Raw genomic sequence first — 14,857 nt, 5'->3', positions numbered from 1 at the left:
TACACCATCTCAGCGTCCCGCGGCGTCGCGGTCGAGCGCCGCGCGGAGGCTGCGCGGCGTGATGTCGGTCCAGATCCCGCCGATGTGGTCCAGGCACTGTTGCCGCGAGCCGGCCGTGCCCTCCCGCCGCCAGCCCGGCGGCGGTTCCTGGTCGTCGGGCCAGATCGAGTACTGGTCCTCGTCGTTGTGCACGACGGCGAACCGGTACCGCGCGCTGCTCTCATCCATCATGGACACTCCTTTTGTCTCCCGGCCGTCCTGGGCGCGGGCACCAGCGCGGCCGGCATCGTCTTGATCCCGTTGACGAAGTTGGACTGGAGCCGGACCACCGGGCCGGTGAGTCGCAGCCGGGGCAGGTAGGGGCGGATGGCGGTGAGCAGTTCGGCCAGCTCCAGTCGGGCCAGATGGGCACCGAGGCAGAAGTGCGGCCCGATGCCGAACGCCAGGTGCGGGTTGTCGGGCCGGTCCGGCCGGAACCGGTGCGGCTCGGCGAACACCCGCTCGTCCCGGTTCGCCGAGGTGAAGTAAAGGACCACCTTGTCGCCCTCGGCGATCCGGGTGCCGGCCAGCGTGGTGTCGCGGGTCGCGGTCCGACGGAACTGGAGGATCGGACTCACCAGGCGCAGCAACTCCTCGACGGCACCCGGGCCGTGGGCGTCGACGGTCCCGCCGATCAGGATGGCCAGCGAGCCGGAGATCAGGTGCCGGGTCGTCTCGTTGCCGGCGACGATCAGCAGCAACCAGATCTGGCAGAGTTGGGCGTCGGTCAGCCGGCGTCCCTCGACCTCCGCCGCGACAAGCGCCGAGACGAGGTCCTCCCGGGGCCGTCGCCGGCGGTCGCGGACCAGCGCCGCGGCGTAGGCCATCGCCTCGCCCAGCGCCTGCCGGTAGGCCTCGATGTCGCCGCCGCCGAACTCGGGGTCGTCGAAACCGACGAGGTGGTTGCTCCAGCGCAGCAGCAGACCCCGGTCGGCCGGTGGCAGGCCCAGCAGGTCGGCCAGCACCAGCAGCGGCAGCTCGGCAGCGAGATCGCGGACCAGGTCGACGTCGTCACCGGCCATCGCCCGCGCCACTGTGGACCGGGCGTGCTCCGCCACGTCGGCGGCCAGCCGCTGGACCGCCCGTGGGGTGAACGCGGGGGAGACCGCCCGCCGGATCCAGGTGTGCTGCGGCGCGTCCATGTTGACCAGGAGCTGCCGGGCCCGTTCCAGGTCGGCGCGGGTACGCGGGTCGACCAGGAACGCTCCTCGGCGACTCGACGAGAACTCGTCCCGACGTCGGGAGACCTCGACAACCTCCGCGTGGGTCGTCACGGCCCAGAAGCCGGTGCCCCGTTGCACTGTCGACCCGGCGGTGGACCGGCGGACGAGTTCCGGTTCGGTGACCCAGCCGACGGGCTCGTCCCGACGGCGTCGGGCGAACTCGTCGTGCGGAACCCCACGGGCGTAGGTGGCCGGGTGTGCGATGTCGGCGATCGGCGGGCCGGCGTTCACGCGCCACCGCCGGGCAGTTCGGCGAGCATCCGCCGGACGAGCTGTTTGCGGAGCTTGCCGGTGTCGTCGCGGGGCAGCGCGTCCACCAACCGGTAGGCGCGGGGTGCCTTGAATCCGGCGAGCGTCTCCCGGGTGTGCCGGTCGAGCCGGCCCGGCAGTTCGTCGGCGCGGTCCGGCTCGGCGGCCACCACCACCGCGACGACCCGTTCGCCGTACTCCTCGTCGGGCACGCCGACCACGGCGGCGTCCCGGACCTCCGGGTGACGCAGCAGCACCGCCTCGACCTCGGCCGCGTGTACGTTGACCCCGCCGGTGACCACGACGTCGCGGGCACGTCCGGTGAGGAACAGGTACCCGGCGTCGTCGAGGTGACCGACCTCCCCGACGGTGAACAGGTCAGGCTCGCGGTGTGCGGCGGCCGTCGCGGCGGGAGCGTTGTGGTAGTGGAACCCGCTTCCCCCGGTGCGCCGCACGTAGACGGTGCCGGTCCGCCCGGCCGGCAGCGGCCGGCCGGCGGGGTCGAGGATGACGATCTCGTGCGGGGGCACCGCCCGGCCGACACTGCCCGGCCGCTGGCCGGCCTCGATCGAGTCGATGACGGTGATCGCCCCCGACTCGGTGGCGCCGTAGTACTCCAGCAGCACCGGACCCCACCAGGCGATCATCCGATCCTTCACGTCGACCGGGCAGGGACCGCCACCGTGCCAGACCAGCCGCAGGTCCGCAGGGGTGAGTTGGTCGCGCACCGCCGGGTCGAGCGCCAGCAGCCGGACGAAGTGGGTGGGCACCAGGTGGGCCGTGGTGACCCGGTGCCGGGCCATCGTGGACAGCGTGCGGACCGGGTCGAACCTTTCCTCGATCACCAGGGTGCTGCCGCGCAGCAGGGGGAGCAGCGCGAAGAAGAGCTGCGCGGAGTGGTACCAGGGGGCGACGACGAGCGTCCGGCCCTCCGCCGGCAGGCGCAGGGTCCGCGCGGCGTAGTCACCCAGGCGGCCGACGCGGGAGAACGGCGCACCGGCGACGAAGAGTCTGTTGGCCACGCCACGGGGTCGACCGGTGCTGCCCGATGTGTAGAGCAGCAGGGCGCCGCACAGTTGGTCGGTCGGTTCAGCGGCGTCCGGCACCGGCGCCAGGTCGTCGATCGTCAGTGGGGGCGGGCCGCCGCACCGGGCCACCGCGTCGGCGGCCACTGCGGCTCGCTGCGCGTCGACGACGAGCAGACGACATCCGGCATCGGTCAGGATGTACGCCACCTCGGCTGCGGTGAGGTGCCAGTTGACCGGCACCACTGTCATTCCGGCGTGCAGGCCGGCCAGCACCATCTCGAAGGTTTCCCGGCGGTTGCCGGCCATCACGGCCACCGCGTCGCCGGCTGCCACACCGTGTCCGCGTAGCACCTCGATCCACCCGTTGACCCGGTCGTTCAGCTCCCGCCAGGTGGTCGAGCCACGCTCGTCGACGAGCGCCGTCGCGGCTGGCGTACGGGACGCGAGGTCGATAAACAACTCCGCCATGTCATCCCCATCACTGAAGAAGGTCGGGCTGCGCACGCACGATGTCGGCGTACAACGGCTTGAAGTTGAGGCGGGCGATCGCGGGGCTGCCGATCATGTCGCGGGTGGACCTGGCGGTCGCCGGGTCCAGCGGCACCGGTGTGCCGGCTGCCTCGGCCAGCAACTGCACCTGGCAGGAGCGGTCCATCGAGATGAACCACCAGGCCGCCTCCTCCACCGAACCGCCGACCGTGAGCAGGCCGTGATTGCGCATGATGACGGCCTTGCCGCCGCCCAGGCAGTCGGCGATCTGCCCGGCCTCCTCGGCGGCGAGGACGACGCCCCCGTACCGGCCGTAGACGGTGTGCTCCTCGAAGAACGCGCAGGCGTCCTGGGTGATCGGGTCGAGCGGGCGGCCAAGCGTCGACCATGCTCGCCCGTAGGTGGAGTGCAGGTGCACCGCTGCCACGGCGTCCGGGCGCTGATGGTGTACGGCGGTGTGGATGACCAGGCCGGCCGGGTTGACCCGGCCGTCACCCGAGACCACCGAACCGGTCTGGTCGACCAGGAGCAGGTCACTCGCCCGGATGTGCCCGAAGTGGACACCGAACGGGTTTATCCAGAAGTGATCGGGATGTTCCGGATCCCGGGCGGTCATGTGCCCGCCGACCCCCTCGTCGAACCCGAGCCGGGCGAACAGCCGGAACGCCCCGGCGAGGCGCTCGCGTCGGTGCCGCCGTTCCTCTTCGACGGTGCGCCGCCGGTCGCCGCTAGCCACAGCCGCCTGCCGTGTCGGCGTCGTAGGCCTCGGTCACCGGCGGTCCGACCGGATCGCCCGCCGGTCGCGGCCAGACCGAGAGGAACGCGTCGAGCCGGTCGTAGCCCCAGAACCGGTGGTGCCCCAGCTTGAGGTAGGGCACCCCGAACACGTCGTCGTGGTAGGCCCGGTACAGGCAGTCCACGCCCTCCGCGCGTAGTCCAGGGTCGTCGGCGCAGGCCGTGGCGACCTGCGGGTCGAGCCCCGCCCGGGCGGCGCAGTCGGCCACCACCGCCGGATCGGAGATGTTCTCGCCGCGCTCCCAGCGGGCGGCCGTGACGGCGTCGTAGAAGGGCTCGGCGCGCCCGGACCGGCAGGCCCAGAGCCAGGCCAGGTGCGCGGGCTCCCACCATGGCTCGACGTCGACCGGCCAGGCCATGGTGGCGCCGTCGGCGGTGGCCAGGCGTTTGGTGTCCATCAGGATGTAGCGGTGTTTGGACCGGCTCATCTGGCCGTAGTGCAGGTCGACGCCGCGTTCGTCGAGCAACCGGGTGGTCGCCTCGTCGGGGTCCCAGTATGGCAGCCAGTCGAGCGCCTCGAACGCGTCAGGCACGGCGGCCCGCAGCCGGCGGACGGTGAGCCAGCTGTAGGGGCTGCGGAACGAGAAGTACAACCTGGCGCGCCGGGCCATCACGCACCCCCGGTCAGCGCGGCGACGATGTCCGGATCAAGCTGGGCCACCTCGCCCGCCCGGTCGCCCCGGCCGACCGCGTAACCGTGCAGGACGCGGCCCTCGGCCACGGTTACCAGCCGATCGCCGCGCACCACGTGGCAGGAGAGCCGGACCTCGAACAACTGCTGGCGCAGCACCGAGTCGACGTCGACCACCGTGTGCACCGTCTCCTCCAGGTGCGCGGCCGCGTGGATCCGCACGCGGGCCCGCGACACCACCGGAATCCAGGCGCGCTCGGCCAGTAGCCGGCCGACCGAGATGCCGCGGGCTTCCAGTAGCCTGTCGACTGCCGACTCGACGCAGCGTACGTAGGCCGAATGCTGGACCCGGTCGGAGTAGTGGCAGTAGAAGTAACGGGCCCGCCAGGGCCAGTGCAGGGCCGACGATCCGGGATCGACGAGCTGGTCACGCACTGGCCGTCGTGGGTCGTAGCGGCGCGATCCGGGGGCGGCGGCAGGGCCACCCAGGTCGTCGACCACCCAGGCGGCGAGGTCGGTGGGTGCCGGCGCGGCTGCCTCGGCAGCCCGCTCGCGTACCAGGGCCAGCCGCACCGAGCCACGGGCCACCGTCACGTCCCGATCGTCGCGGCGGACCCGGAGCGTGACGTCGAGCCGGTCGCCGCGCCCCCGGTCCACGTGCGCGACCACCTCGTCGTCGAGGTCGAGTACGGCGGGGAGCTGCACCGAGCAGTCGACGATCTCCACGCCCAGTCCGTGCCTGTGGAACAGCTGCCCGGGTGGGTGGCCCTGGTCGCGCAACCACTGCAGCACGGCCTCCTCGACCAGGTACATGAAGTGCTTGAACCCGATCCAGGTGCGGATGTTGGCGCCTTCGAAGCGGGGGCGGCCCGCCACGACGGTCGGGGTCACGGAACCTCCTCAAGTTTCGGACTGGCGGCGAAATCGCACAGCCGGGCCGCGACCTCGGCCGGGTGCCGCAGGTGGCAGAAGTGGTCGTAGCGGTCGTCGATGATCAGCCGGGCATCGGGCAGTGCCCCGGCGAGGGCACCGGCGGCTGCCGGAGTGAGGGTCGGATCGTCACCGCCGCCGAGCACCAGCACCGGCGGGCGGACCCGGTCCAGTGGCAGCGCCGCGCTCGTGACGTACTGCTCGAAGACCGCGAGGAAGCCGGCCGGTCCGGCCCGGTCGATCGCCTTGCGGGTCATCGTCGCCAGCACGTCGTCGGGAGTACGGGCCAGCCGGTCGCCCTGACGGCTGCGCAGCGACTCGTGGATGTGCCGCTCGAACGCGGTCCGGGCCCGGTCGAACAGCGTCCACGTCACGGGCCGGCCGGGTGGCCGGTAGAGCGGGCAGATCAGGGCCACCCGTCGAGCCGGTAGTGCGTCCCGGCAGAGCAGGTGCAGGGTGGCGTTCGCTCCGTAGGAGTGGGCGACCAGCAGGCTGATGTCCGCGCCGATCCCGACGATCGCGTCAGCCAGCGCGTCGGCTGCCGGCCGCTGCCGCCACCGGTAATCGGTGCCCGGCTGCCACGGCAGGTCGAGTGCGGCCACCCGCCACCGCTGACCGAGGTCGGCGGCCAGCGGCAACCAGGTCCGCCAGGAATCCTCCAGCCCGTGGGCGAGCACGGCGAGGGGTGCCCCCGGCGGTCCGTCGGCCAGCCAGCGGATTCCCTCCGCCGCCGGGCTCATCTGGTTACCGCCGATGCGGGGTGCACGGTCAGCGACCGGTAGCCGTCGACCTCGTCGCCGCAGGACACCTCGACCGGGAACCGGCCGGCGCTGACCCGGTCGGCCGCGAGGGCGACACCGACGAGTCCCTGCGCGCCGTAACAGTCGCCCCACGACGCTGTGGCGGCCGGTGCGGCAACCCTGCCGTTGAGTCGGACCTGCACCCCGTCCGGGTCGGACTCGACGATCACACACGCCGCCCCGCTGGTGAGTGGTCGACCGTAGAGCGCCGTCGCCGTGCCGGTCGCGGCCTCGGCGCCCACCACGACCACGCGGCGGGCGCGACCGGCACGCAGCAGCAGCGCCGCGGCGGCCAGCGCGTCGTAGCTCGCGGTGGCGCCCGAGCAGATCATGAGATTGGGGCCGGCGAAGCGGAACCAGATCGCGATCACGCTGGCGATCACGTTGCTCGACGCGTTCGGGGCCGCGAGCGGGCTGACCGCCCGCACCCCGTCGGTGGTCGCGACGCGGGCCAGGTCGGCGACGGTGTCGACGTTGCCGAGATTTCCGCAGGCGACCACTGCGACATCGGCGTGCGCGTCGCCCCGGGGCCGTTCACCGGCGTCAAGCCCGAGCGTGCGGTGCACCGCGCACAGCGCCAGCCGGGTCGCGTCGTCCCGGTTGAGCAGGCCCTTGCGGCCCAGCAGGCCAGCGGCGGCTTCCGGGCGGCAGGCCGCCTTGTCGCTCTCCGGCAGGTGGGCGCCCCACGCGCGCAGCGCCAGCGTCGTGGTCAGCATGCCGGCTCCAGCAGCGTGACGGCGTTGACCCCGCCGAAGCCGAACGAGTTGACCTGGGTAAGCGAGCCGGGCACCGCGACCGGGCGGTCCCGGACCAGCCGTACGCCGTCGGCCTCGGCGAGCGGAACGCCCAGCCCGACGACCGGTGGTACGGCACCGACGCGCAGGCCGCGCAGGGCGACATCGACCCCGCACAGCGCGGCGGCCCCGGAGGTGTGCCCGATCGCGCCCTTGAGCGCTGTCACCCACGGGTCACCCCGGTCAGCGAGGATCACCTCGTGGATCGCCCGGCACTCGGCCGGGTCGTTGAGCGCGGTGCCGGTGCCGTGCGCCACCACGACCCGGACGTCACGGGCCTCCCGGTCGGCCCGGTGCAGCGCGTCGCGCATCGCTCGGGTCATCCCGCCGACGTCGGGCGCGGTCTCGTGCACCGCGTCGCAGGACAGCCCGGTGGCCAGCAGGCGGGCCAGCCGTGGACCCGCGCGCCCGGCCGGCGCGACCACCACGGCGGCGGCACCGTCGCCGAGCAGGACGCCGGTGCGGTCGCGGTCGAAGGGGCGCACCCGTTCGGTGGGCCGGTCGGCCACCCGGCCGATCATCGCCTGCATCGACAACGTGGTGGTGTCCGCAGCGGCGGCGACAGCCACGTCGGCCTCCCCGGCGTCGACCAGGTCCTGGGCCATCGCCAGCGCGTGCCCACCCGCACTGCACGCGTTGGCGAGGGTCACGATGTCCCGTACGCCGGGCAGGGCGGCCCGGACCGCCGATCCGAAATGGAGCTTGTCGACCGGGCACGGGGTGGCCGTCAGGGCCCAGTGCTCGACGTCCGCCAACTGGCGCAGGCCAGTGCCGACCACCACCACGACACGCTCCCGGTGTGCGTCGACGCCCGCCTGCGCCACGGCGGCCCGCAACACCGTGACGAGCCAGCCGGCTGCTCGCCCCGGGTCGCTGCCGCCGGCGATCGGATAGCCGGCCCCGACGTTCAGGCGGGCGGCCGTCGTCGGGTCGAACGGGCGGGCGCCACACCGGCCCTGGGTCAGGGCGTCCCAGGTTCGCGACCCATCGCCGAAGCAGGTCAGCTGGGTGCTCGCCGCGATCACCGGCACTGCGGGCTCCTCACCAGCGCCGCCGCTGCGGCGCCGTCGACGCCCTCGGCGACCAGGAGGGCGGTGCTGCCGGGCTCCTCCGGGTGGGCGCGACGGTCCAGCATCAACTGGGCCAGGCCGGCCGCGGAGGTCGCGGCGTCGCAGTCACCGAACAACGCGGTGACCTGCCGGTGCTTGGGGTGGTGCCCGAGCACGCGCGTGGCGACCTCGAACTGCCCGTTATCGTCTGTCGCGGTCTCGACGGTGACGACCAGATCGACCTGGGCCGCCGCGACGCCGGCCCGGTCGAGCGCCCGGCGTACGCAGCCGGACAGCGCGTCGGCCCGGCGGCCGTCGGGGCCATATCCGGCCGCGGTGGCCAGGATCCGCACGCTGGTCCCGTCGGTCCCGTCGGTCCCGTCGTCCCGGACGACAACGAACGCGGCGGCCGACTCACCGCAGTCCGCGCCGGCGCCGCCCCGGGCCAACGCCTGCGACCACGCCCGGTGCGGCGACAGTTCCTCGGCCGCGCCGACCACCATCAGGTCGGCGTAGCCCCGGGCGAGGACGTCGGCGGCGTAGCGCAGCGCGTGCAGGAACGCCACAGGTCCACCCGCCACCGTGGCGTTCACCCCGCGCAGGCCGAGCCGGATCGCGGACTGCCCGGCGGCGCAGTTCATCACCGTGTTGGGGAAGAGCACCGGGTTGACCAGGTAGGGCCGCTCCTGTACCAGGGTCTCCCGGGTGAAGTCGCTCGTGGAACGAAAGCTGCCGAGCGTGGTCGCGAGCACCACACCGATGCGATCCTGCGGTTGCCGGGGATCGGCCTCGACGCCGGCATCGCGCAGCGCGTCGGCGCAGACGGCGACGGCGAGGGCGGTGGTCCGGTCGAAGAAGCTGGTGCCTCTACGGCCGAGGCGCTCCCGTACGTCGAACCCGTCGACCGCGTGCACCTGCCGGTCCGGAAACGAGGTGTCGCCCGGCGCGGCCACCGACGGCAGCAGCACGCCGAGCCCTCGTACCCGCAGCGCGGTCACCTGACCGCTCCGAAGATGACTATCGAGTTGTTGCCACCGAAGGCGAACCCGTTGTTCTGCACCACCCGCACCGCCGCTGGTCGGGCCACGTTGGGTACCGGGTCGATTCCGGCGAGGTCGGGATCGGCAGTGGACCAGTTCACCGTCGGCGGTAGGAAGCCCTTGTCGATGGCGAGCACGCTGGCTATGGCCCCGAAACCCGACGCGGCACCCATGGTGTGCCCGATCAACGACTTGATCGAGCTGACCGGCGGTGGGTGCTCGCCGAACACCTCGACGATGGCGCGCGCCTCGACCGCGTCGTTGGCCGGCGTGCCGGTGCCGTGCGCGCAGATGTAGTCGATGTCGGCCGGAGTCACGCCCGCGTTGCCGTGGGCGATGCGGATACAGCGGGCGATGCTTGTCCACTCAGGGGCCACCGGATGCTTGGCGTCGCAGTTGAGCCCGTGCCCGAGCAACTCGGCGTAGATCCGCGCGCCCCGGGCCCGTGCGTGGTCGAAGGTCTCCAGCACCAGCACGGCCCCGCCCTCGGCGGTGAGAATGCCGTCGCGGTCACTGTCGAACGGTGCGCAGTCCTGCGCGGCCAGCGCGCCGAGCCGGAAGAAACCGGCGTGCGCCCACCGGCAGACCGAGTCGGCGCCGCCGGCGAACACCACGTCCGCCTCGCCGCTGACCAGCAGATCGAAGCCGTACCCGATGGCGTAGTTGCTGGCCGCGCAGGCGGTCGCGAGCGTCACCGACTCCCCGGCCAGCCCCAGTTCCTCGCTGACCCCGTGCGCCAGCCGGCCGGCCGGGAGTTGGGCCACCAGGTCCGGATCCACGGCGGCGAAACCGTCGGCGACGAGCGCCGCGGTGAACGCCTCGACCGCCACCGACTCCCCGCTCGTCGTACCGATCACCGCGTGCGCCCGTTCCGGGCCACCGGGCAGGCGGTCCACGTCGAGCCTGGCGTCCTGGGCCGCGAGCCGGGCGGCGGCCGCCGCGAACTGGCTCGACCGCCCCCAGTGCTCCGGCTTCAGCCGCCGCAGCGACCGGTGCGGGTCGAATCCGCGGACCTCGCCGGCCCGGCGGCGCGGGAATCCGCTCGCGTCGAAGCTGGTGATCTCCGAGATGCCGGACCGGCCGGCTCGCAGGCCCTCGGCGAACGGGGCCGGACCGATCCCGATGCTGGAGACCGGGCCGAGCCCGGTGACCGCGACGCGCACCTGTCAGTCCCGCCAGCCCGCGTGCCGGCTGAGGCTCTCGTGGACGGCCTTGAGATTTGTCAGCTCGGGAAGCTCCGACTGGGGGATCTCGACGTGGTACCGCTTGTCCAGCCGGGCGAGGATCTCGATGGCGCGCAGCGAGTCGGCCTCATGGTCCTCCATGAAGTCGCTGTCGTCGGTCAGCTCCTCGGGCTCGATCTCCAGGACCTCGGCGATGATGCCGCGCAGCTCCTCCAGCCGCTCGCGCGGGTCGCCGGCCTCGTCCGTGTTGCTCATGGGCGTCCTCTCGGCTCGTTGGGTGTGCAGGTGGTGCTCAGCGCAGCTGCTCGTCCGGCCGCTGCGCCGCCATCAGGGTCTCCACCCGGGCGATCCGCCGGTCGCCGACCCAGCTCTCGCCGTGGCAGAAGCCGGTGTCGGCGACCACCTGGTCCAGCCGTACGACGTGCCGGACGACATCGCCGGGGTGCGCCTCGCCCGACACCTCGTAGCCCCGGGCGGTCAGGAACAACAGGTGGCGGTGCGGGCCACGCTTCTCGGCCGGCTGCTCGCTGTGCTGCCACAGCAGCGCGGCGCTCTGCCCGAGCGACTCGACGAGCAGCGACACCGGGTACGCGAAACAGGACGGGTCGGCGTCGTCCGGCAGGTCGGCGTAGCACGGCTCGTTCGCGGTGATCGCCTTGATGGTGGTGATGGACTCGCCCGCCCGTAGCTCCAGCACCCGGTCGACGAGCAGCATCGGGAAACGCTGGGGCAGCAGGGCGCGGACCTGGGGGTGCTCCAGCACGCCGGCACCGGCCGGTGCCGAACGGCCGTCGGTGGTGCAGGTGACCCGCATCGTCGCGCAGACGCTTCCGTCGCGCCGGGTACCGGTCGCCGACACCTCCCAGGTAGACCCGTCCTGTGGTCGGGCGGTCGCCTCGATCGACAGTTCGTCCCCGACAAGCAGCGGGGCGACCAGCCGCAGTGACGAGACCCGGCACAGCCGTGCCGTCCCGCCAGGTAGGCCGGCGCGGACCAGCTGACTGAGCGTCTCCAGCACGAAGACGCCCGGATAGATCGGAAAGCGGGGAAAGTGGCCGCGCAGCGACGGCTCGGTGGCGTCGACAGTCTTGCGGGCGTGCAGGACCAGCGGTTCGGTGGTGGTATCCGGCCACCACCTGTCGTACGCCGCCAGTGGGGCGGCCGTCGGAATCTGGATCGTCACAGCGCGATACCTCCGTCCACCCGGAAGACCTGGCCGGTGATGTAGCTGGCGTCGTCGGAGAGCAGGAACGAGACGAGCGGAGCGACGTCCCCGGTGGCGCCGAACCGGCGGAGCGGCACCCGGCGCAGGGCGTCGTCGCGCAGCCGGCCGCTCAGCCCCGCCGTCATGTCGGTCTCGATGAAACCGGGAGCGACCACGTTTACCCGTACCCCGTAGGCGCCGACCTCCTTGGCCAGCGACCGGCTGAGTCCGATCACGCCGGCCTTGGTGGCGGCGTAGGTGGTCTGGCCGGTGTTGCCGGTGACCCCGGCGACCGACGACATGTTCACGATCGCGCCGGAGCGGCGCTTCATGAAGCGGAACGCGGCCCCCCGACACACATTGCGGGTACCTGTCAGGTTTATCGCGATCGTCGTGTCCCAGTCCGCCGAGGACGAGAGCACAAGCGGGGCGTCGCGGGCGATGCCGGCGTTGTTGACGACCGCGTCGAGGCCGCCGAGTTCCGTCTCCACCGCGGCGAGCAGATCGTCGACCGCCTCCGAGTCGCCCACGTCACAGGCCCGCATCATCGCCGGTACGCCGAGTGCCGCCAGGTCGGCTGCGGTGCGGTCCGCTCCGTCGGTGTCCCGGGCGTAACAACCGGCGACCGCGTAGCCGCGGCGGGCCAGGTCGAGCGCGACGGCCCGGCCGATTCCTCGTGAGGCGCCGGTTACCAGCGCGACGCGCCGAGTCATCTCGCCTCCCGACTGGGCGGACTGTGGGGGTGCTGCCCGACGGCTCGGGCTGGGTGCACCATCGCCCAGGAATTCCGCCGGTGGCAACGCGTTCGGGCACCGGCGGCCACACGCGGTCAGGCGTCGGCGGTCCACTCCCGGAGGACCTCGGCGGTGTCCGCGCCCGCCGCCGGGGCGGGCCGGCGGATCCGGGTGGGAGTGCGGGAGAACTTGGCGGCGGGACCTGTCAGCTCGGCCTCCGTGCCGTTGTGCAGCCGGATCCGTTGCAGCATCTGCCGGGCCCGCACCTGCGGGTCGTCGGCGACCTGGCACAGCTCCCGCACGGCCGACACCGCTAGGCCGGCCTCGGCGAGCGCGGCAACCGCCTCGGCCACGGTCACCGTCGCGCACCAGCCGGCCACCACCGCGTCGACCAGGCTCCGGTGGGCAAGGCGGTCCCGGTTCGTGGCGAACGTGGGGTCGCGGGCCAGTTCCGGGTGGCCCATCAGCGCGGTCAGCCGTCGCCAGTGCCGGTCGAGCGAGACGGCCAGGTAGATGTCCCCGTCACGGCAGTGGTAGACGTTGGCGGGCACCACGAAGTCGGTCTGGTTGCCCATCCGTTGCGGCGGGGCGCCGGCTGCGGCCAGCGACAGCAGTCCGCTGCTGCTGAACAGCAACGAGTCGAGCATGGCGACGTCGACGTGCTGCCCCTCGCCGGTACGGGACCGGTGCGCCAGCGCACCGAGCGCCGCGATGGCGGCGTGCAGCCCGGCCAGCTCGTCGGCGAGGAACGTCGGTGCGCGTACCGGCTGCCCGTCGGGCGGTCCGTTGAGCGCCATCCACCCGCCGGCGGCCTGCACCACCGGGTCGTAGGCCGACCTGTCCACGCCCGGTCCGTACTGACCCCAGCCGGACACCGAAACGTAGACCAGCTCCGGTCGGACGGCCCGGCACTGCGGGTAGCCGACCCCCCATCGCGCCAGTACCCCGGGGCGGTAGTTCTCGACGAGCACGTCGGCGACCCGTACCAGGGACAGCAGGGTGCGCCGGCCCTCGTCGGTACGCAGGTCGGCACCGACGCTGCGCTTGTTCCGGTTGACGCTCTGCCGGAACCAGGACAGGCCGGTGCCCGGAATCGTGGGCGGCACCTCGCCGTCGCGCCCGTCGGGCAGCTCGACCCGCACGACGTCGGCGCCGAGGTCAGCGAGTACGCAGGTGGCCAGCGGCCCGGACCACACCTTCGTCACGTCGAGGACCCGGACGCCGTGCAGCGGCCCGTTCAGGTCGTCGCGGGCGTCGCGGAAGAACTGCTCGTTCTCCATCGTCAGACCCGTTCGAGCAGGCTCGCGGTGCCGAGGGAACCACCGCAGCACATGGTCACCAGGGCGGTGGCCGCGTCGCGCCGCTCCAGTTCGTGCAGTGCGGTGACCAGCAGGCGGGTGCCGCTGGCACCGAGCGGGTGACCGAGCGCGATGGCGCCGCCGTTGACGTTCACCCGGTCCGGGTCGACGGGAAAGGCGGACAGCCAGTTGAGGACGACAGCGGCGAACGCCTCGTTCACCTCGAACAGGTCGATGTCGTCGGGCCGGATGCCGGCCCGGTCGAGCAGCCTGGTGGTGGCCGCCACCGGCCCGTCGAGCAGAAAGTACGGGTCGGCGCCGGTCACCACCTGCTGCGCCAGCCGGGCCCGGGGGGTGCGGCCGAGCGCGCGGGCCCGGTCCGCAGACATCCACAGGATCGCGGCCGCGCCGTCGGAGAGCTGGGAGGTGGTGCCGGCGGTGTGCAGCCCGCCGTCGATGACCGGGCGCAGCGCGGCCAGCCCGGCCTGGGTGGTCGCCCGCAGTCCCTCGTCGCGGTCGACGCGGCGGGTGCCGTCGGCGGTCGGGGCCTCGAGGGCCACCAGTTCGGCGTCGAATCGGCCGGCGGCCCGCGCCGCGGCGGCCCGGGTCTGGGATCGCACTCCGTACCCGTCGAGGTCGGCGCGGGTCAGCCGCTGACGTCGCGCGATACGTTCGGCCCCGCCGAACTGCGCGTTTGGTGGGTCGTCCCACGGATAGTCGCGGGTCTTGTAGTGCCCGGGTCCGAGGTGCAGGTTCGCGCCGATCGGCACCCGGCTCATCGACTCCACCCCGCAGGCGATGCCGACGTCTATCGCGCCCGCCGCGATGAGCGCGGCGACCAGGTGGTTGGCCTGTTGGGCCGACCCGCAGGAGACGTCAACAGTGGTGCAGCCCACCGCAGGGCTGAAACCGGTGCTGAGCCAGGCGTTGCGGGTGACATTGAGGCTCTGTTCGCCGATCTGCGTCACGCAGCCGCCGACGATCTGGTCGACCTCCTCCGGCGCCACACCGGCCCGGTCGAGGACCTCGCGCTGCACGATCCGCAGCAGCTCGACCGCCTTGAGGCCGGACAGCCAGCCGTCACGGCGGCCGATCGGAGTGCGGGCGGCGGCGACGATCACGGCCTCCCGGCCGCCGACTTGCCTCACCGCTCCACCAGTTCGATCGCCAGCTTCGGGCATGCCCGCACGGCGGCCTCCGCCACCGGCACCTGCGCCGGGTCAACCGTCGGTGACCGTACGACCAGCATGTCGTCGGTGCCGAGAGCGAAGATCTCCGGTGCGACCGCTGCGCACAACCCGGTGCTGTCGCACTGGTCGGTGTCCACCCGAACCCGCATTCTCCGCACGCTACCCGCGCCCTCCGAGCCG

The 14,857-nt window shown here is 73.0% G+C and carries 17 protein-coding genes; all 17 read right to left on the bottom strand.

All coding sequences use genetic code 11. The features are described 5' to 3' along the window. Positions 1–9: 9 nt before the first annotated feature. The 17 genes from Van01_RS10790 to Van01_RS10710 all read right to left on the bottom strand — a co-directional run bounded on the left by Van01_RS10790 (position 10) and on the right by Van01_RS10710 (position 14,826). Positions 10–228, bottom strand: a complete 219-nt coding sequence (locus Van01_RS10790) for an MbtH family protein (protein ID WP_204005331.1) — start codon at positions 226–228, stop codon at positions 10–12. Beyond that, complete coding sequence (locus Van01_RS10785; RefSeq protein ID WP_239098990.1) at positions 228–1,493, bottom strand: cytochrome P450; 1,266 nt, start codon at positions 1,491–1,493, stop codon at positions 228–230. Before Van01_RS10785 ends, Van01_RS10790 begins: the two co-directional genes overlap by 1 nt. Continuing rightward, positions 1,490–3,007 (bottom strand): AMP-binding protein, encoded by a 1,518-nt coding sequence (locus Van01_RS10780; RefSeq protein WP_204005237.1) that lies wholly within the window; start codon positions 3,005–3,007, stop codon positions 1,490–1,492. The genes Van01_RS10785 and Van01_RS10780 overlap by 4 nt, the downstream gene beginning before the upstream one ends. A gap of 10 nt (positions 3,008–3,017) precedes the next feature. Continuing rightward, positions 3,018–3,764 (bottom strand): class II aldolase/adducin family protein, encoded by a 747-nt coding sequence (locus Van01_RS10775; RefSeq protein ID WP_204005235.1) that lies wholly within the window; start codon positions 3,762–3,764, stop codon positions 3,018–3,020. Next, complete coding sequence (locus tag Van01_RS10770; protein WP_204005233.1) at positions 3,757–4,434, bottom strand: 2-hydroxychromene-2-carboxylate isomerase; 678 nt, start codon at positions 4,432–4,434, stop codon at positions 3,757–3,759. The genes Van01_RS10775 and Van01_RS10770 overlap by 8 nt, the downstream gene beginning before the upstream one ends. Continuing rightward, positions 4,434–5,345 carry an acyl-CoA thioesterase family protein gene (locus tag Van01_RS10765; RefSeq protein WP_239098989.1) on the bottom strand — a complete coding sequence of 304 codons (912 nt, stop codon included), beginning with the start codon at positions 5,343–5,345 and terminating at the stop codon, positions 4,434–4,436. The genes Van01_RS10770 and Van01_RS10765 overlap by 1 nt, the downstream gene beginning before the upstream one ends. Continuing rightward, complete coding sequence (locus Van01_RS10760; protein ID WP_204005224.1) at positions 5,342–6,124, bottom strand: alpha/beta fold hydrolase; 783 nt, start codon at positions 6,122–6,124, stop codon at positions 5,342–5,344. The genes Van01_RS10765 and Van01_RS10760 overlap by 4 nt, the downstream gene beginning before the upstream one ends. Continuing rightward, positions 6,121–6,900 carry a beta-ketoacyl synthase N-terminal-like domain-containing protein gene (locus tag Van01_RS10755; RefSeq protein ID WP_204005222.1) on the bottom strand — a complete coding sequence of 260 codons (780 nt, stop codon included), beginning with the start codon at positions 6,898–6,900 and terminating at the stop codon, positions 6,121–6,123. Before Van01_RS10755 ends, Van01_RS10760 begins: the two co-directional genes overlap by 4 nt. Next, positions 6,894–8,009, bottom strand: coding sequence for a beta-ketoacyl synthase N-terminal-like domain-containing protein (locus tag Van01_RS10750; RefSeq protein ID WP_204005221.1), 1,116 nt, complete (start codon positions 8,007–8,009; stop codon positions 6,894–6,896). The genes Van01_RS10755 and Van01_RS10750 overlap by 7 nt, the downstream gene beginning before the upstream one ends. Then, the gene (locus tag Van01_RS10745) at positions 8,000–9,025 is read right to left on the bottom strand and encodes a beta-ketoacyl synthase N-terminal-like domain-containing protein (RefSeq protein ID WP_204005219.1); all 1,026 of its coding nucleotides are present in this window, start codon (positions 9,023–9,025) and stop codon (positions 8,000–8,002) included. The genes Van01_RS10750 and Van01_RS10745 overlap by 10 nt, the downstream gene beginning before the upstream one ends. After that, entirely contained in the window at positions 9,022–10,230 is a 1,209-nt protein-coding gene (locus Van01_RS10740) for a beta-ketoacyl-[acyl-carrier-protein] synthase family protein (RefSeq protein WP_204005217.1), read from the bottom strand. The genes Van01_RS10745 and Van01_RS10740 overlap by 4 nt, the downstream gene beginning before the upstream one ends. Before the next feature lie 3 nt (positions 10,231–10,233). Next, positions 10,234–10,506, bottom strand: coding sequence for an acyl carrier protein (locus tag Van01_RS10735; protein ID WP_204005215.1), 273 nt, complete (start codon positions 10,504–10,506; stop codon positions 10,234–10,236). A gap of 37 nt (positions 10,507–10,543) precedes the next feature. After that, on the bottom strand, positions 10,544–11,434 hold the full coding sequence (locus tag Van01_RS10730) for a 3-hydroxyacyl-ACP dehydratase FabZ family protein (RefSeq protein WP_204005213.1): 891 nt from the start codon (positions 11,432–11,434) through the stop codon (positions 10,544–10,546). Continuing rightward, positions 11,431–12,168, bottom strand: coding sequence for a 3-oxoacyl-ACP reductase FabG (gene fabG, locus Van01_RS10725; protein WP_204005211.1), 738 nt, complete (start codon positions 12,166–12,168; stop codon positions 11,431–11,433). Before fabG ends, Van01_RS10730 begins: the two co-directional genes overlap by 4 nt. A gap of 116 nt (positions 12,169–12,284) precedes the next feature. Beyond that, positions 12,285–13,469, bottom strand: a complete 1,185-nt coding sequence (locus Van01_RS10720) for a CaiB/BaiF CoA transferase family protein (protein ID WP_204005209.1) — start codon at positions 13,467–13,469, stop codon at positions 12,285–12,287. Between the two features lie 2 nt (positions 13,470–13,471). Continuing rightward, positions 13,472–14,668 carry a steroid 3-ketoacyl-CoA thiolase gene (locus Van01_RS10715; protein WP_204005207.1) on the bottom strand — a complete coding sequence of 399 codons (1,197 nt, stop codon included), beginning with the start codon at positions 14,666–14,668 and terminating at the stop codon, positions 13,472–13,474. Continuing rightward, positions 14,632–14,826, bottom strand: a complete 195-nt coding sequence (locus Van01_RS10710) for a ferredoxin (RefSeq protein WP_204005198.1) — start codon at positions 14,824–14,826, stop codon at positions 14,632–14,634. Before Van01_RS10710 ends, Van01_RS10715 begins: the two co-directional genes overlap by 37 nt. Positions 14,827–14,857 lie beyond the last annotated feature (31 nt).

This window comes from Micromonospora andamanensis (assembly GCF_016863495.1).
In the GTDB taxonomy this organism is placed as follows: domain Bacteria; phylum Actinomycetota; class Actinomycetes; order Mycobacteriales; family Micromonosporaceae; genus Micromonospora; species Micromonospora andamanensis.
The sequence above is the reverse complement of the archived record's forward strand: the minus strand, read 5'-3'. Positions and strand labels throughout refer to the sequence as shown.